Below are 15897 nucleotides of genomic sequence, written 5' to 3'. Positions count from 1 at the left end.
CCTACGTCCGCCGCCGCCTGGCGAGCAACCAGCCGACCAGCAGGCCGAGCACTGCACCGCCGCCGCCGGCATACCAGATGGCCGCTTTCGCTTCGGCAATCAGCGGATTGGTAAACACGTTCGACGACAGGTGCATGGAGACTACCTGCCATCGCCCGTCGATCTTCGCCGATGTCGAGGTCCAGTTGGAACTCAGTCGGAAGGGCCCTCGGGCGACCGGAAAGAACTCGTCCTCCATCGTGCCGTCGGCCACCGCCACGTCGCCGTTGCCGAAGAAATGCGCCGGAGCGCCGAGCCTGGCGCCGGTCAGGTAGCGGTCGAGAATGCGCTGATCGCCCTTGAGCATCCGGTGATAGTAAGCCTTGATCTCTTCGTGCCCACGCGAAACCTCGCCGTTGAGCCAGGTGACGGTCGCCTGCGGATGCATCTGAGCGACCATCCGGTCGACATCCTGGGCATTGATGCTCGCCTCGATCTCCCGGAACAGCTTGATCAGCGCCTGACGATCGGCCGCGTGGGGATCGGCGTCGACGGCAAGCACGCTGCACGGTGCGAGCAGGAGCAGAAGAAGCACACAGAGCAAGTTCAGAAGCAGCCGCATCGCATCTCCATTCAGGGGGAACAGGGACAAGCAGCAATGATAGCCTGCTCTCGCGTCGCTGAACACCTTGCCCGCGCGCGCTGGCGCTCTAGTTCGAAGCTGCCGCCGGCAAGTTCACCCGCGACTGGCGGCGCCTGAAGGTCTCGAAAAGACAGATCGCGGCAGCGGCCGCGACATTCAGCGATTCGCAGTCCTCGGCCATCGGGATGCGCAAATGCAGACCCGTCGCGGCAGCCACAAGGGGCCTGACGCCCTGCCCTTCGCTGCCGAAGACCCAGGCGGCCGAGCCCTCGAGCCTGGCGGTGTAGAGATCGGTGGCGGCATCGACCAAGGTTGCGATCGACTGACCGCGATAAGCGGCAAGGAATGCGGGCAAATCGCTGCCTTCATGAATAGCGAGCTGAAAATGCGCGCCCATCGCCGCGCGCAGCGTCTTCGGCGACCAACCATCCGCACAATCGGCCGACAAGAGGGCCTGGCGAAACCCGGCGGCCGCGGCGCTGCGCAGGATGGAACCGACATTGCCAGGGTCCTGAACGCCATCGAGGACGACCGTATCGTCGTCGAAATCGAACCCTGGCGCCGGTGATGGGCGGGCAACGATGGCCATGATGCCGCTTGGCGTGTCGACCACCGCGAGATCGTCGAACAGCGAATCGGCCAGAAGGGTGATCGTCGTGGCGGCGCTGCCGCCGTCCAGGTAGGCGGCTATTTCGCAGCGACAGGCGCCGCTGTCGCTGACCAGCACTTCCTCCGGGATCGCGCAATGCCGACCGTAGGCCTCGATCAGATGCATTCCGTCGAGCACCACGCGACCACTCCGGCGCCGTTCACGGCCACTGCCACACAAGCGTTTCAGCGCCTTGTAGTGCGCATTCTCGCGCGAGACGATCCGTCTCACCTGAACATCAACCGGGCGACCGGGGCGAAGCTGCGGCGATGATACGGACACGCACCGTGATCGGCCAGCGCCTTCAGGTGGAGCGCGGTCGGATAACCCATGTGTCGGTCAAAACCGTACTGCGGGTACGCGGCATGCAGTTGGCGCATTCCCTCGTCGCGCGTCGTCTTGGCGAGAATCGATGCCGCTGCGATGCTCGCCACCTTACCGTCGCCGCCGACGATGGTTTCAACGGTGCACGGCAATCGCGGGCACTGGTTGCCATCGACCAGCGCATGCACCGGTGCAAGACCGTGCCGGCCAGTCAGTACCGCCACGGCGCGCTGCATGGCCAGCAGGCTGGCCTGCAGGATGTTCATCCGCTCGATCTCCTCGACGCTTGCTTCCGCCACGCCCCAGGCCAGCGCTGTGGCACGGATCTCCTCGGCCAGCGCCTCTCGTCGCCTGGCCGACAGCTTCTTGGAATCGTTCAGGCCGGCGATCGGCCGCGCCGGATCAAGGATCACCGCGGCCGCCACCACTGGTCCGGCCAGGGGACCGCGGCCCGCCTCGTCGACGCCGCAGACCAGACCCTCAGGCGGCTGCAAGGGCATTACCGCGCACGGCCACCGAGATGCAGCCGAGAACCGCAGCGGCGGCTTTCTCGGCTGCATTCTGCCGTAGCTTGAGGTGCATCTCCCGGAAGACTGCCTTGAGGCGTTCGCGCACCACAGTATCGGCGTACAGATTGAGCACTGCCTGCGCGATGTTCTCTGGCGTCGCCTCGTCCTGGATGAATTCCGGGACGATAAAGCGACCGGCGAGAATATTTGGCAGGCTATGGTAGGGAAGATAGCCACCGATGCGTTGCATCAGCCAGTACGAAAATGGCGCCATCTTGTAGACCATGACCATCGGCCGCTTGAGCAGCGCTGCCTCGAGCGTCGCGGTGCCACTGGCGACCAGGACCACGTCAGCAACCATCATTGCCTGATGGGCATGGCCAAACAGCAAGCGAATCGGTAATTGCCGGGCCTGACACCGGTGCAGCGCCGCCTCGAACAACAGGCGCGTCTCGCGTGTCGCCATTGGAGCGATAAAAACGGCATCCGGGATCTCGCGATGGATTCGGCGCGCCGTTTCGATGAAGGTATCGGCCATGTACTGCACCTCGCCCTGACGGCTGCCCGGCAGGAGGGCAAAGACTGGTTTCTGTGCGCACAAGCCGAGCAGCGCCCTGCTTTCATCGCGCCCGTCTGCGAGCGGCAGCATGTCGGCGAGCGGGTGGCCAACATAGCTGACCGGAATTCCATGCCTCTCATATAGCGCCGGCTCGAAGGGAAACAGGGCGAGCACCCGCGAAACGGCGGCACCGATCTTGTGGATGCGCCCCCCTCGCCAGGCCCAGATCGACGGACTGACGTAATGAATGGTCGGGATGCCGTGCCGTTTGAGGGCTTTTTCGAGCGCCAGATTGAAGTCAGGGGCATCGACGCCGATGAACACATCGGGGGGATCGGCCAGCAAGCGACGCTTGAGGCCCCGGCGGATCGCGATAATTTCGCGAAAGCGACCAAAAACCTCGGCGTAACCGCGAACCGCCAGCGTCTCTAGCGGATACCAGGCTTCGAAGCCGTTGCCCAGCATTCTCGGCCCACCGACACCAAAAAAAACCGCCGTCGGCAGCTTTGCCCTGAGTGCCTGTATCAACTGGCTGGCCAGAATGTCGCCCGACGCCTCACCGGCGACCATGGCGATGCGGACCGCGGCTACGGTCATCGGATGATGCCGCGCTTCGATGCCGCAAGGAAATCGATCAGCGGTTGTATCTCCGGATGGGCAGCGACCTCCTGCTCAAGTTTGGCTCGCGCCTCCTCGAGCATCAGGCCGGATTTGTAGAGCGTCCGGTAGGCGCGTTTCAGCGCCAACAACGCTTCCGCCGAAAAGCCGCGGCGCTTCAGTCCTTCGGCATTGATTCCATAGGGACTGGCGGTGTTTCCGGCGGCCATCACGTAAGGGGGAATATCCTGGACCAGCACCGTTCCGGCAGCGGTCATGGTGTGAGTTCCGATGCGGCAGAACTGGTGTACGCCGGTGAAGCCGCCAAGGATTGCCCAGTCATCGACGTGCACATGGCCCGCCAACTGCGCGTTGTTGGCGAATATCGTCCGGTTGCCCACCTGGCAGTCATGCGCGACGTGAACATAGGCCATGATCCAGTTATCGTCGCCGACACGGGTAATCCCCGCATCCTGCGCGGTGCCGATGTTGAAGGTGCAGAACTCGCGAATCGTATTGCGGTCGCCAATCTCCAGGAGCGTCGGTTCGCCGCCGTATTTCTTGTCCTGAGGCGCTTCGCCTAGCGAACAGAACTGAAAAATGTGGTTATCACGGCCGATGCGAGTCCGTCCCGAAATCACCACATGCGGGCCGATCGTCGTATTGTCGCCAATCTCCACGTACTCGCCGATGATCGAATAAGCGCCGACTTGAACGCCCGTGCCGAGTTGCGCGCCGGGATGGATGATTGCACTTTGATGGATCATGGCCGCAGCACCCCGAAAGTCAGCCGATGCTGCTCTTGGCGCACATCATCTCGGCCTCGGCCACGGTCTGGCCATCAACCGAGGCAACGGTCTCGAACTTCCAGATATTGCGAAACTGGCGCAGTATCCGGACATGCAGGTGCAACTGGTCACCCGCTGTCACCGTCTTCTTGAAGCGCGCCTTGTCTATGCCGACGAAATAGAAAATCGACGCCGCGTCGGGTTTCTCGCCGAGCGTCCTGAATGCCAGGATACCGCAAGCCTGGGCCAGCGCTTCCATGATCAACACCCCCGGCATCACCGGGTGATTCGGAAAATGGCCGCCGAAAAAGGGCTCGTTGATGGTCACGTTCTTGTACGCATGGATTGCTTTCCCGGGCTCGCAATCGACCACCCGATCGACCAGCAGAAAGGGGTAGCGATGGGGCAAATGCTCCAGGATTTCGTGGATATCCATTGCGGTCAAGATGTTTTCTCCATGAGTTCGAGTTTCTTTTCGAGTTCGGCTACGCGTTCGGCAAGCTTCGCCAGACGCCTGACTTGTGCCGCATTGTGCAACCACTCCTTGTGCGCATCGAGCGGAAAGACGCCGGTATACTGGCCAGGCTTGGGCAAACTCTTGCCGACCAGAGTGCCACCCGAAATATGCACGTCGTCTGCCAGTTCGAGATGGCCGCTGATCATGCCGGCGCCACCGATGGTGCAGCGCCGGCCTATTTTCGTACTGCCGGCAATACCGACACAGCCAGCCAGCGCACTATGATCGCCAATGCTGCAGTTGTGGGCAATCTGAATCTGGTTGTCGAGTTTGACGCCGTTGCCGATCAGCGTATCGTCCAGCGCGCCGCGATCAATCGAAGTATTGGCGCCGATCTCGACATCGTCGCCGATGAGCACACGACCAATCTGCGGAATTTTCACCCAGCGTTCGCCGTCCTTGGCAAAGCCGAAGCCGTCGCCGCCGATCACCGCGCCCGCCTGGATGATCGCCCGCTTGCCGATCACGCACCGGTCATGGACAACGACATTCGGGTAAAGCACGGAGTCGTCTCCGATCGACACTTGGTCACCGATAACGCAACCAGGATAGACGGTGACACGCTCACCAAACCGGGCGCCTTCGCCGATCACGACGTTGTCGCCAATGCTCGCCGACAGTGGTAGCTCAGAATGGACCACTGCCCCGGCATGAACTCCAGGGCGGCGCTTTACAGGCGGATTGAGCAGGGCAACGACGCGTGCGTAGTAGGCGTAGGAGTTGGCATCGACGATTCGCGGCAACGCCGTTTCTGCGGCAAACTGTGGCGGCACGATGACCGCCGTGGCCAGAGTGGTCTGCAGTTGCGAGCGGTATTTCGGGTTGGCAAGAAAAGCGATCTGGCCCTTGCCCGCCGAGAGCAGGGAGCCCACCTGCGTGACGACGACCGACCCGTCGCCTTGTAGCTCGCCGCCTAGACGAGTGACGATCTCGTCCAGACGCAGGCCTGCTGAAACGTACACTCTGTCGAGCGGGCCGGGATTATTTTACGTCCTTGGAATCGGACAGCGCCTTGACGACCTTGTCGGTGATGTCGAGCTTCGGGCTGACCCAAACCACATCCTGGACGATCAGGTCGTACTTCTCGCTTTCAGCGAGTTGCTTGATCGCCTTGTTGGCTTTTTCTATGATCGCGGCGTTTTCTTCATTCTGGCGCAGATTCAGATCCTCGCGGAACTCGCGTTGCTTGCGTTGAAACTCCCTCGACATCTCGCCAAGGTCCTTCTCTTTGGCCCGGCGTTCCGGCTCGTTCATCGTCAGACCATTCTTCTCTAGCGATTCCTGCAGGCCCTGAACCTGTTTGGCCAGACGCTGCAGGTCCTGGTCGCGCTTGGAGAATTCCTGCTCGATCTTCTTCGCCGCCCTGACCGCCGCCGGTGCGTCACGAAAAAGACGCTGGGTATTGACGTAACCGATCTTCAGTGGTTCCACCGCCGACGCATAGGACAGCGGCAAAGAGGCCATCAACGCCACCAGCAGCATGGCAATTTTCGTCTTCAAACTAATTCTCCCAGATCAAAAGGTTGTTCCAAGCTGGAACTGGAACTTCTGGATCTTATCATTACTTTGCTCGTTGATCGGCTGTCCATAACTGAATTTCAAAGGCCCTAGCGGCGAAATCCAGGCCGCGGTCAGACCAGCCGAATAGCGCAACCCTTCCTTGGCGTAGGTATAGGAAGGGGTCGAATTGTTGTCCGTAAACACGTTGCCGGCGTCGAAGAACGGGCCGAAGCGAAACGCCTTGTCCAGCCCGGGAAATGGCATCAGGATCTCGGCATTGAACACTGCCTTGCGCGTCCCACCGAGCCGCGTATCGGGATACAAGGGGTCGACCGGGCCAAGACTGGCGGTGTCGTAACCCCGCACCGAGTTGGCACCGCCGGCGTAGAAGTTCTTGTAGAACGGCAGGGACTGCCCCTGCAAACCATTCGCATAGCCGAGTTCGGCGTTGACCATCAGCACCAGGTCTCTGGTAAGCGGAAAGTACTGTTGGTACTGGTAGGTGAGCCGATAGAAAGTCAGGTCCACACCGGGAACCGCGAGCTCGACCCCGGCACGGTGAATGCCGCCGCTGGTCGTATAGATCGCGCTGTTCCTGGTATCCTTGGTCCACGAGACGGTTGCCGGCAGCGTGATGTTCGAGTCGCCGTGCTCGAGCTGGAACTTGATGTACTGGGGTGGCGTCGAGACCGTGACCGGGGTGATGTCGATCGTCGTCTGATCGACCGCCAGGCCAAAACTGAGCGTTTCCTTTTCGTCGATCGGATAGCCAAAGCGGATCCCGCCACCGACCGAGTGCGACTGGAAGGCATAGCCGAGCGAGGTCGGGTTGAGCTTCCGGTCGTAGAGGTCGAAGCCCTGACTGATGCCGTCAACCGTGAAATACGGATTGGTGTAGTTGATTCCCAGCGTGCGGTTCAACTTGCCGGTGTTCACCTGCAGGGAGAGGAACTTGCCGCTGCCAAAAATGTTCGATTGCGAGATCGAACCGGAGAGGATCAGTTTTTCCGAACTCGAGTAACCGGCTCCGATCGAGATGTTGCCGGTCGATTTTTCAGTCACATTGACGTTCACATCAACCAGATCGATGCTCCCCGGTACAGGCGGCGTTTCCACGTTGACCTCGGCAAAGTAACCTGTCCGGTCTATCCTCTCACGTGATGCCGTGACGCGGTCGGCGTCATACCAGGCCCCTTCCATCTGCCGCATTTCCTGACGGATCACTTCGTCACGGGTTTTTGTGTTACCGGTGATGTTGATCCGCCGAACATAGGCTCGCTTGCCCGGATCGACGAAGATGGTGAAGGCGACCTGCCGCTTTTCCTTGTCGACTTCCGGAGCCGCGTTCACGTTGGCAAAGGCGTAGCCTTGCGCGCCGAGTTTGTCGCTGATTGCCTTGGTGCTCTCATTGAGTTTTTCACGAGAGAAAACATCACCGGCCTTGATCTTGACCGCCTTCCTGAACTCTTCTTCGGAGAGCATCAGGTCACCCGCCAGTTTCACCGAGGAGACCTGATAGCGCTCGCCCTCGTTGATGCTGACCGTGATATAGATGTCCTTCTTGTCCGCACTGATCGATACCTGGGTCGACTCGACGCTGAATTCCAGATAGCCGCGATCGAGGTAATACGAGCGCAGCGTTTCAAGGTCGGCGGAAAGCTTCTGTTTCGAATACTGATCACTCTTGGTATACCAACTGATCCAGTTGGGCGTCCTGAGTTGCATCACGGCAACCAGGTCCTTTTCCTTGAAAGCCTGTGCGCCAACGATGTTGATCTGCCTGATCTTGGCTGCCTCGCCCTCGTCAATATTGAAGTTGATCGCCACCCGGTTGCGATCCAGCGGCGTGATCGTCGTCGTGATGGTCACCGCGTACCTGCCGCGCGACAGATACTGGCGCTTCAGCTCCTGCTCTGCCTTCTCAAGAGTGGCCCGGTCAAAGGTGCGCGAGATGGAGATACCCACCTCCTTCAGGCCCTTGAGCAACTGATCCTTCTCAAACTCCTTCAGCCCGACAAAGTCGATCTGCGCAATCGCCGGGCGCTCTTCGAGCACGACGATGAGCACGTCACCGGCAATTTCAATCCGGACATCCTTGAAAAAACCAGTTGCGAACAAGGTCTTGATCGCCTGTGCGGCCTTTTCGTCATTCATCGTATCGCCGACTTTGACGGGCAGGTAGCTGAAAACGGTCCCGGCCTCGACCCGTTGGATTCCTTCGACGCGGATATCCTTGACCGTGAACGGCTCCATGGCGGTCGCGCCGGAGACAAAGAGCATCGCCACCAGACCTGCGAGCAGGTTTTTCTTCATGAACTCAGCCGGAAAATAATCGATTGATGTCGTTGTAAAAGGCAAACGCCATAAGCATGAGCAGGAGCGCCAGGCCGATTTGCTGGCCGATCTCCATGGTTTTCTCGGAAACCGGCCCACGCTTGATGATTTCGACGAGATAGTACAACAAATGCCCGCCATCCAGAATCGGGATCGGCAGCAGATTAAGGACACCCAGGCTGATGCTGACCAGAGCAAGAAACTTGAGGTAGTAGTTGATTCCCAGTCTCGCCGACTGTCCGGCGTAGTCGGCGATGGTCACCGGCCCGCTGATGTTTCGCCAAGAAACCTCGCCAGTGATCATCTTGCCAATCATCAACAGCGTGAACGCCGACTTGTCCCAAGTCTCGGCGACCGCCTTGCCCAGTGCCGAAACGGGGCCGTAGCTGACGCGAATCATCATTTCGGCCCGCGCCTGACCACTGTCGCTGACCGCTGCACCGATTCGACCAATCTCTCGTCCCTGCTCGTCGACAGCGAGCGGCGTTACCTCTATCGAGAGTCGCTCGCTGGCGCGCACGACGTCCAGGACCAGCGCTTTCCCCGGGGACTTGCGAATGGTCGCCACCACCTCCGCCCAATGGTCGATCGCCTGGTCGTCGATAGCGACAATCTCGTCTCCGGCACGCAGACCGGCAAGGGCTGCAGCGCTGTTCGCGTTGACCCTGCCGAGCACGGGACGCAAGCGGGGACGGAAGAGCCCCAGCCCGAGCCGGTCCAGCGCATCGCCTTGCCAACCCGACTGTCGAACCGACGACACATCAAGGCGGCGGATCGCTATCTCGTGGCGCGGGTTGAGCACTTCGAGCGCAACCTCGTCCTCGTCGGCAGCCCGTTGCAGCAAGACCCAGCGCATCTCCTGCCAGGTCTGCACGGCTTCCCCGGCAACCTTGAGCACCATCTCGCCATTCTCGAATCCAGCGGCGGCGGCCGGACTCGCCGCAGTCGGCGTACCGAGAACAGGCTTGAATTCGTCCGTGCCGTGCCAGAACAGAGCCCAATACAGGAGGACCGCCAACAGAAAATTGGCCAGCGGACCCGCGGCGACGATGGCCATCCGTCGTAGCACCGGCTGCCGATTGAAACTGCGATGCGCATCCTCGGCTGGAACTTCGCCCTCACGCTCGTCAAGCATCTTGACATAACCGCCGAGCGGGAACGCACCGATGGCCCACTCGGTACCATCCGGGCCCAGGCGCTTGGCCCATAGCGGACGCCCGAAGCCGACGGAAAAGCGCAAGACCTTGACCCCTGCCCAGCAGGCCGCGAGATAGTGTCCGAACTCGTGTACCACGACAAGAATCCCCAGCGCCAGGGCGAACGCGACCAGGTAGTAGAGGAAGCCACTCATCGTCGCACCCATTGGGCCGTGAGCTGCTCGGCAGCTTCGCGCGCCTGCTGATCGGCGGTCAGGACTTCCGCCAGCGAACAGGGAGTCCGGCCCGGAGGCACTTGATCCAGGACGCGTGCAATGACCTCGGGAATCGCCGTGAAGGCGATGCGGCGATCAAGAAACGCCTGCACGGCCACTTCGTTGGCCGCATTCAGCGTCGTCGGGGCGCACCCGCCATCGCTGAGCGCGCGAAAAGCCAGAGCCAGGCACGGAAAACGCTCAAGGTCGGGCCGCTCGAAATGCAGTGCTGCGACGCTGTAAAGATCGAGTGGCTCAACGCCTGCCGCAATGCGCTGCGGGTAGGCCAGTGCGTGGGCGATCGGCGTGCGCATGTCCGGGTTGCCCAGTTGCGCGATCACCGAGCCATCGGCATATTGAACCAGCGAGTGGATCACACTCTCGGGATGGATCACTACCTGGATTCTGTCGGCGGCAACGTTGAACAGCCAGTGCGCCTCGATAACCTCCAACCCCTTGTTCATCATCGTCGCGGAATCGACCGATATCTTTCGTCCCATGACCCAGTTGGGATGGGCGCAGGCCTGCTCGGGTGTCACTGCCTCTAGATCGGCGAGCGCCATCGTTCGAAACGGGCCACCAGACGCCGTGAGAAAGAGCCCGAGGACGCCGCTGTCCGCCGGATCGCCTGCATAGTCGCTTGGCAGGGACTGAAAAATGGCGTTGTGCTCGCTGTCGATGGGCAGCAGGGTGGCGCCACTCTCGCTCACGGCACGCATGAAAAGCGCACCGGCCATGACCAGGGCTTCCTTGTTCGCCAGCAGGATCTTCTTGCCAGCCAGCGCGGCGGCCAGGGCAGGTGGCAAGCCGGCACCACCGACGATTGCGGCCATCACCGAATCCACTTCCGGCAGTTCCACCATGCGCACTAGCGCCTCGGGACCGTGCGCGACTTCGGTCCGGCAGCCGGCAGCCAACAGTCGGGCTGCGAGATCGGCTGCCAGAGACGCGTCGCCAACGACTGCATAGCGCGGCTCGAACTCGAGGCACTGGTCGAAGAGGCGGGCCACCTGACGGTGCGCGCAAAGAGCGACGATCCGATAGCGCTGCCGGTGGCGGCGAACCACATCCAGAGTATTCACCCCAATGGACCCCGTTGACCCAAGGATCGTGAGATGGCTCACCGAGGCCATCAGCGCAGCGTCACGAGCCAAAGCAGGGCCACCAGCGGGAGCGTTGAGGTGAGGCTGTCGATACGGTCCAGTACGCCGCCGTGACCGGGCAACACCTTGCTACTATCCTTAAGCCCCGCCTGGCGCTTGAGCATCGACTCGAAGAGATCGCCAAGGATGCTGATCGCCGTCAGCAGGACCAGGGTCAGCAGCAACAGACCAAGGTTGCCGGCCAGTATCGCCGGCAGTTTCGCTGCCAACGACACGCCGTAGGCGAGTACCGCGACGCCGCCGCCAATGGCACCTTCCCATGTCTTGCCGGGGCTGATATTCGGCGCCAGCTTGTGTTTGCCCAGACTTCGTCCGGCAAAATAGGCGCCAATGTCGGCCACCCAGACGACGCCCATGATCGCCAGCAAGGCCAGCGCGCCCACTTGCCGCAGTTGCACCAGGGCCAGCCAGGCGGGCAGGATGAGCACGGCGCCGGTGGCCAGGCCGACTCCAGCGTGAGACAGGACCCAGCGCCGTTGCAGCCAGATCGGCACGACCAACAGCCAGAAAACCGCCGCTGGCAGGTAGAGAAGCGCGCCGACACGCCAGGCCGACTCGCTGAAGCCCTCTCCGAGGCCGACCGCGGCCGGTTCGACAGCGGCGAATAGCGCACACAAGATGACCAGCATGACGCCAAGAAAGATTCGTGCCGACCCGCCAAGGCGCATCAGCGCGCCCCACTCCCAGGCGGCAATGGCGGCTACTCCGGTAACGAACATCAACCAACCCACCGGTGGCAGGTAGAAGAGCGCGAAAGATACAGCGGCAAACAAACAGACCGCGGTGATGACCCGCGTCTTAAGCATCTATCGGCGTGCCGGTCGGGGGACCTACAGGTGGCGAACTGGCCAGCAATTGTTCACTGGTTCTCCCGAAGCGACGTTCGCGCTGCTGATAGGAAAGCAGCGCGGCAGAAAAAGCCGCCGCATCAAACTCAGGCCAGAGGACATCGGTGAAGTAGATCTCGGAATACGCGAGTTGCCAGAGAAGAAAGTTGCTGATCCGTTGCTCCCCACCCGTACGGATGAACAGATCGGGTTCGGGCGCATAACTCATCGCCAGATGCGAAGCCAGATCGCCTTCGGTCAATTCCCGGCTTTTCTTCGGCTGACCGAGCAAAGCGCGGTTGACCGCCTGGAGGATGTCCCAGCGTCCGCCGTAATTCGCGGCAATGGTCAGAATCAAACGTTTGTTGGTCGCCGTCCGTTGCTCCGAAGCGTCGATCAGCGCCCGCAACTCCGGATCGAAACGTGACAGGTCACCGACCACTCGCAAGCGTACGCCGTTGCGATGCATCTTGGTGACCTCCTCCTTCAGTGCGCGCACGAAGAGCTGCATGAGCACGGAAACCTCCTCTTCCGGGCGGCGCCAGTTCTCGGAACTGAAAGCGAAGAGGGTCAGATACTCGATGCCGCGCTCGAGGCACCCCCTGACCGTGGCACGCACCGTTTCCACCCCGCGATGGTGCCCGGCAAAGCGCGGCAGCATGCGCTTCCTGGCCCAGCGTCCGTTGCCGTCCATGATGATCGCCACATGACGCGGCAGCGCAGAGGTTGCCGGTATATCGCGAGTGGAACTGACGAAGTGTGCCATTCTGACTGGTCACCCGGCAGCCGCTAGATGGCCATCAATTCGGTTTCCTTGTGACTGAGCAGCTTGTCGATCTCGACCACGTAGCGGTCGGTGAGCTTCTGGACCTCATCCTGAGCACGGTGCTCGTCATCCTCCGAGCACTCCTTGTTCTTGAGCATCTCTTTGAGCGTCGCGTTGGCGTCGCGCCGCAAGTTGCGCACCGCAACCTTCGCGCCCTCGGCCTCACCCTTGACCACCTTGATCAGATCCCGCCGCCTGGCCTCGGTCAACGGCGGCATGGGCACACGGATCAACTCTCCCTGCGAGGCCGGATTGAGACCCAGATCACAGTCACGAATCGCCTTTTCGACCTTCGCTGCCATGCCCTTTTCCCAGGGTTGGACACCGAGCGTACGGGCATCGATCAGGGTGACGTTGGCCACCGTGTTGACCGGCACCAGAGATCCGTAATACTCGACCTGCACGTGGTCGAGCAAGCCGGTGTGGGCACGGCCGGTTCGCACCTTGGCCAAGTCTGCCTTGAGCGCCTCAAGTGACTTTTCCATTTTTCTCTCAGTAGCCTTCTTCACATCTGCCAGGACCATCGCCATCTCCGTCAGCAAGACACCAGCGTGCCTTCGTTCTCACCCATCGTAACCCGCTTCAACGCCCCCGGCTTGAAAATCGAGAAGACATTGATCGGCAACTTCTGATCGCGACAGAGCGCGAAAGCAGTGGCGTCCATGACCCCCAGGTTTTGCCCGATCGCCTCGTCAAAGCTGATCCGGTCATAACGCACGGCCAGCGGATCCTTCCTGGGGTCGGCCGAATAAATACCATCCACCTTGGTCGCTTTGAGCACGATTTCGGCGCCGATCTCGGCACCGCGCAAAGCGGCTGCCGTATCGGTGGTAAAGAAGGGGTTGCCGGTCCCCCCCGCGAAGATGACGGTCCGCCCCTGTTCCAGGTAGCGGATCGCCTTGCCGCGAATATACGGCTCGACGACCTGTTCGATACTTAGCGCCGACTGCACACGTGAAACCATTCCCGCTACGCGCATCGCATCGTGCAGCGCCAGACCATTCATTACTGTGGCCAGCATGCCCATGTAGTCCGCCTGAGCACGGTCCATTCCCGTCGCAGCATGGACCACACCACGAAAGATGTTGCCGCCACCGATGACCACCCCGACCTGCACACCCAAATCGACCACTGCCTTGATCTCGGCAACGATGCCGGTGATCGTTTGCCGATTTATGCCGTACGCATCCCCCCCCATGAGGGCTTCACCGGAGAGCTTGAGCAGGATACGTTTGTATCTCGGAGAGTTATTGGCCATCGGTGTCGGGCTCCCTGGCCTACTTCTGGGCAGCAGCGGCTGCCTGGGCAGCCACTTCGGCGGCAAAGTCGCTGGACCGCTTGGCCAGGCCTTCGCCAACCACGAACAGCGTGAAGCCGGCAACTGAAGCGCCTTTGGCCTTGAGCAACTGGGCAATGGTTTGTTTGCCGTCTTCGGCCTTGACAAAGACCTGACCCATCAGGGTGACTTCGTTGAGGAATTTCTGTACCGTGCCGTCAGCGATCTTTTCGATCATGGCTTCCGGTTTTCCCGCTTCCCTCGCTTTTTCGATCGCAATACGACGCTCGGTCTCGATCAGGTCGGCGGCGACGCCGGTTGAATCGAGCGCTTTCGGCTTGGCCGCGGCGATGTGCATGGCCAGGTCTTTGCCTACTTGATCGTCACCACCGATGCGCTCGACCAGAACGCCGATCTTGGCACCGCCATGGATATAGGAAGCGAGCTTTCCTTCGCTGGCCTTGCGGGCGAAGCGACGAATCGACAAATTCTCGCCGATTCTGCCGACCAGAGCCATGCGACTCGACTCTACAGTGCCCTCGCCCATCGGCAAAGCCGCCAGGGCTGCGACGTCGGCAGGGTCATGCACAGCGACGAGCGCTGCGCACTCACGGGCCAGCGTCAGAAAATCATCGTTTTTGGCGACGAAATCGGTTTCACAGTTGACCTCGATAATGGCCCCGACCTTGCCGTCTTCAGACAGGTGAATCGCCACGACACCCTCGGCGGTGATGCGACTCGCTGCCTTGCTGGCTTTGGAACCGAGCTTGACGCGCAGGATTTCTTCGGCCTTGCTGATGTCGCCGCCTGACTCGGTCAGCGCTCTCTTACATTCCATCATCGGCGCGTCGGTTCTTTCGCGCAACTCTTTGACCATACTTGCGGTAATTTCCGCCATTTCATTCTCCACTTGCGAACCCGACCCGCAGTGCGGGCCGAGCCTCACTCAACACGTTCAAGACAACTCAACTCCACTCCACTCAAACCCGCTCGCCGAAGGCTACCGCCGTCACCGATGGCCAGAAACGTCGTCGGTCATTCGTCGTCGGCTTCTTCAATAAACTCGTCGCCTGAAACGGCATCGAGGATCTCCTCGACAAACTGACTGCGGCCTTCAAGCACGGCATCAGCCACACCGCGGGCGTACAGGCGAATCGCACGTGACGAGTCATCGTTGCCCGGAATGACGTAGTCGACGCCGTTCGGGGAATGGTTGGTATCGACCACGGCCACCACCGGAATACCCAGCTTGTTGGCTTCGGTGATCGCAATCTTGTGGTAACCCACGTCAATCACGAAGAGCGCGTCCGGCAATGCGGCCATTTCCTTGATGCCACCGATCGACTTGTGCATCTTCTCAAGCTCGCGCGTCATCATCAGCGCCTCTTTCTTGCCGAGTCGTGCAAGAGAACCATCTTCGGACATCGCTTCCAGGTCCTTGAGGCGCTTGATCGACTGCTTGATGGTCTTGAAGTTCGTCAGCATGCCGCCCAGCCAACGCTGTTCGACATACGGCGAAGCGCAGCGTGTCGCTTCCTCGGCCATGATCTCGCGCGCCTGGCGCTTGGTGGACACAAACAGGATGTTGCCCTTGTTGGCCGACAGCTTGCGCACGAAGGTCATCGCCTCGTTGTATCTAGCCAGCGTCTGTTCAAGGTTTACAATGTGAATCTTGTTGCGGGCGCCGAAAATATAGGGCGCCATCTTGGGATTCCAGAATCGTGTCTGATGACCGAAATGGACACCGGCCTCAAGCATCTGACGCATCGTTGTGGACATATGTTTTTGCTCTCAATATCAGGGTTGGACCACCATCCGCCCACCTACAGCCGGCCATACTGGCCAGCACCCTTGAACAGGCGAATGTGCGTAATGGGGCGTGCCTCGCCGGCGCGCCCTGCGCACCCCAAGGGCACGCTCGTTTCTTTTCGCTGACCCAGGCCAGGAAAAGTGGGCGATAGTACCATCAAAGACCAGCCGAATTCCAATCTGGAC

Annotated in this window: 17 protein-coding genes; all 17 read right to left on the bottom strand. The window is 60.8% G+C overall.

Annotated elements, in window-relative coordinates; all coding sequences use genetic code 11:
* Position 1 precedes the first annotated feature (1 nt).
* Positions 2–601 carry a nuclear transport factor 2 family protein gene (locus ACCAA_RS06705; RefSeq protein ID WP_186406453.1) on the bottom strand — a complete coding sequence of 200 codons (600 nt, stop codon included), beginning with the start codon at positions 599–601 and terminating at the stop codon, positions 2–4.
* Positions 602–689: 88 nt separating this feature from the next.
* Entirely contained in the window at positions 690–1502 is an 813-nt protein-coding gene (locus tag ACCAA_RS06700) for a TrmH family RNA methyltransferase (RefSeq protein WP_186406452.1), read from the bottom strand.
* The gene (gene rnhB / locus ACCAA_RS06695) at positions 1499–2095 is read right to left on the bottom strand and encodes a ribonuclease HII (RefSeq protein ID WP_186406451.1); all 597 of its coding nucleotides are present in this window, start codon (positions 2093–2095) and stop codon (positions 1499–1501) included. Before rnhB ends, ACCAA_RS06700 begins: the two co-directional genes overlap by 4 nt.
* Positions 2076–3260, bottom strand: coding sequence for a lipid-A-disaccharide synthase (gene lpxB / locus ACCAA_RS06690; RefSeq protein ID WP_186406450.1), 1185 nt, complete (start codon positions 3258–3260; stop codon positions 2076–2078). The genes rnhB and lpxB overlap by 20 nt, the downstream gene beginning before the upstream one ends.
* On the bottom strand, positions 3257–4027 hold the full coding sequence (gene lpxA / locus ACCAA_RS06685) for an acyl-ACP--UDP-N-acetylglucosamine O-acyltransferase (RefSeq protein WP_186406449.1): 771 nt from the start codon (positions 4025–4027) through the stop codon (positions 3257–3259). Before lpxA ends, lpxB begins: the two co-directional genes overlap by 4 nt.
* Before the next feature lie 19 nt (positions 4028–4046).
* Positions 4047–4484, bottom strand: a complete 438-nt coding sequence (gene fabZ, locus ACCAA_RS06680) for a 3-hydroxyacyl-ACP dehydratase FabZ (RefSeq protein WP_186406543.1) — start codon at positions 4482–4484, stop codon at positions 4047–4049.
* Between the two features lie 5 nt (positions 4485–4489).
* Positions 4490–5527, bottom strand: a complete 1038-nt coding sequence (gene lpxD / locus ACCAA_RS06675; RefSeq protein ID WP_245754475.1) for a UDP-3-O-(3-hydroxymyristoyl)glucosamine N-acyltransferase — start codon at positions 5525–5527, stop codon at positions 4490–4492.
* 19 nt (positions 5528–5546) lie between these two features.
* Positions 5547–6047 carry an OmpH/Skp family outer membrane protein gene (locus tag ACCAA_RS06670; protein ID WP_425394462.1) on the bottom strand — a complete coding sequence of 167 codons (501 nt, stop codon included), beginning with the start codon at positions 6045–6047 and terminating at the stop codon, positions 5547–5549.
* Positions 6048–6080: 33 nt separating this feature from the next.
* Positions 6081–8378, bottom strand: coding sequence for an outer membrane protein assembly factor BamA (bamA, locus tag ACCAA_RS06665; RefSeq protein WP_186406448.1), 2298 nt, complete (start codon positions 8376–8378; stop codon positions 6081–6083).
* A 4-nt stretch (positions 8379–8382) separates the two neighbouring features.
* A complete protein-coding gene (gene rseP, locus ACCAA_RS06660; RefSeq protein WP_245754474.1) occupies positions 8383–9762 on the bottom strand; it encodes an RIP metalloprotease RseP in 1380 nt (459 codons plus the stop codon).
* Positions 9747–10943: a 1-deoxy-D-xylulose-5-phosphate reductoisomerase gene (gene ispC / locus ACCAA_RS06655; RefSeq protein ID WP_186406539.1), complete on the bottom strand. Its 1197-nt coding sequence runs from the start codon at positions 10941–10943 to the stop codon at positions 9747–9749. The genes rseP and ispC overlap by 16 nt, the downstream gene beginning before the upstream one ends.
* The gene (locus tag ACCAA_RS06650) at positions 10943–11779 is read right to left on the bottom strand and encodes a phosphatidate cytidylyltransferase (protein ID WP_186406447.1); all 837 of its coding nucleotides are present in this window, start codon (positions 11777–11779) and stop codon (positions 10943–10945) included. Before ACCAA_RS06650 ends, ispC begins: the two co-directional genes overlap by 1 nt.
* Positions 11772–12566, bottom strand: a complete 795-nt coding sequence (gene uppS, locus ACCAA_RS06645) for a polyprenyl diphosphate synthase (protein ID WP_186406446.1) — start codon at positions 12564–12566, stop codon at positions 11772–11774. The genes ACCAA_RS06650 and uppS overlap by 8 nt, the downstream gene beginning before the upstream one ends.
* Before the next feature lie 23 nt (positions 12567–12589).
* Positions 12590–13150: a ribosome recycling factor gene (gene frr / locus ACCAA_RS06640; RefSeq protein WP_186406445.1), complete on the bottom strand. Its 561-nt coding sequence runs from the start codon at positions 13148–13150 to the stop codon at positions 12590–12592.
* Positions 13151–13161: 11 nt separating this feature from the next.
* Complete coding sequence (gene pyrH, locus ACCAA_RS06635) at positions 13162–13884, bottom strand: UMP kinase (RefSeq protein ID WP_186406444.1); 723 nt, start codon at positions 13882–13884, stop codon at positions 13162–13164.
* 19 nt (positions 13885–13903) lie between these two features.
* Entirely contained in the window at positions 13904–14800 is an 897-nt protein-coding gene (tsf, locus tag ACCAA_RS06630) for a translation elongation factor Ts (protein ID WP_186406443.1), read from the bottom strand.
* Between the two features lie 137 nt (positions 14801–14937).
* Positions 14938–15681: a 30S ribosomal protein S2 gene (rpsB, locus tag ACCAA_RS06625; RefSeq protein WP_186406442.1), complete on the bottom strand. Its 744-nt coding sequence runs from the start codon at positions 15679–15681 to the stop codon at positions 14938–14940.
* Positions 15682–15897: the final 216 nt, after the last annotated feature.

The organism is Candidatus Accumulibacter aalborgensis, from assembly GCF_900089955.1.
In the GTDB taxonomy this organism is placed as follows: Bacteria; Pseudomonadota; Gammaproteobacteria; order Burkholderiales; family Rhodocyclaceae; genus Accumulibacter; species Accumulibacter aalborgensis.
Note: the sequence above shows the minus strand (reverse complement) of the source record. Positions and strands in the feature narration are given on the sequence as shown.

What these genes read in the sequence shown, in the direction of transcription:
- ACCAA_RS06705 (WP_186406453.1), bottom strand. Translation starts at nt 601, where the DNA reads ATGCGGCTGCTTCTGAACTTGCTCTGTGTGCTTCTTCTGCTCCTGCTC.
- rnhB (WP_186406451.1), bottom strand. Translation starts at nt 2,095, where the DNA reads ATGCCCTTGCAGCCGCCTGAGGGTCTGGTCTGCGGCGTCGACGAGGCG.
- lpxB (WP_186406450.1), bottom strand. Translation starts at nt 3,260, where the DNA reads ATGACCGTAGCCGCGGTCCGCATCGCCATGGTCGCCGGTGAGGCGTCG.
- lpxA (WP_186406449.1), bottom strand. Translation starts at nt 4,027, where the DNA reads ATGATCCATCAAAGTGCAATCATCCATCCCGGCGCGCAACTCGGCACG.
- fabZ (WP_186406543.1), bottom strand. Translation starts at nt 4,484, where the DNA reads ATGGATATCCACGAAATCCTGGAGCATTTGCCCCATCGCTACCCCTTT.
- ACCAA_RS06670 (WP_425394462.1), bottom strand. Translation starts at nt 6,047, where the DNA reads ATGCTGCTGGTGGCGTTGATGGCCTCTTTGCCGCTGTCCTATGCGTCG.
- bamA (WP_186406448.1), bottom strand. Translation starts at nt 8,378, where the DNA reads ATGAAGAAAAACCTGCTCGCAGGTCTGGTGGCGATGCTCTTTGTCTCC.
- rseP (WP_245754474.1), bottom strand. Translation starts at nt 9,762, where the DNA reads ATGGGTGCGACGATGAGTGGCTTCCTCTACTACCTGGTCGCGTTCGCC.
- ispC (WP_186406539.1), bottom strand. Translation starts at nt 10,943, where the DNA reads ATGGCCTCGGTGAGCCATCTCACGATCCTTGGGTCAACGGGGTCCATT.
- ACCAA_RS06650 (WP_186406447.1), bottom strand. Translation starts at nt 11,779, where the DNA reads ATGCTTAAGACGCGGGTCATCACCGCGGTCTGTTTGTTTGCCGCTGTA.
- uppS (WP_186406446.1), bottom strand. Translation starts at nt 12,566, where the DNA reads ATGGCACACTTCGTCAGTTCCACTCGCGATATACCGGCAACCTCTGCG.
- frr (WP_186406445.1), bottom strand. Translation starts at nt 13,150, where the DNA reads ATGGTCCTGGCAGATGTGAAGAAGGCTACTGAGAGAAAAATGGAAAAG.
- pyrH (WP_186406444.1), bottom strand. Translation starts at nt 13,884, where the DNA reads ATGGCCAATAACTCTCCGAGATACAAACGTATCCTGCTCAAGCTCTCC.
- tsf (WP_186406443.1), bottom strand. Translation starts at nt 14,800, where the DNA reads ATGGCGGAAATTACCGCAAGTATGGTCAAAGAGTTGCGCGAAAGAACC.
- rpsB (WP_186406442.1), bottom strand. Translation starts at nt 15,681, where the DNA reads ATGTCCACAACGATGCGTCAGATGCTTGAGGCCGGTGTCCATTTCGGT.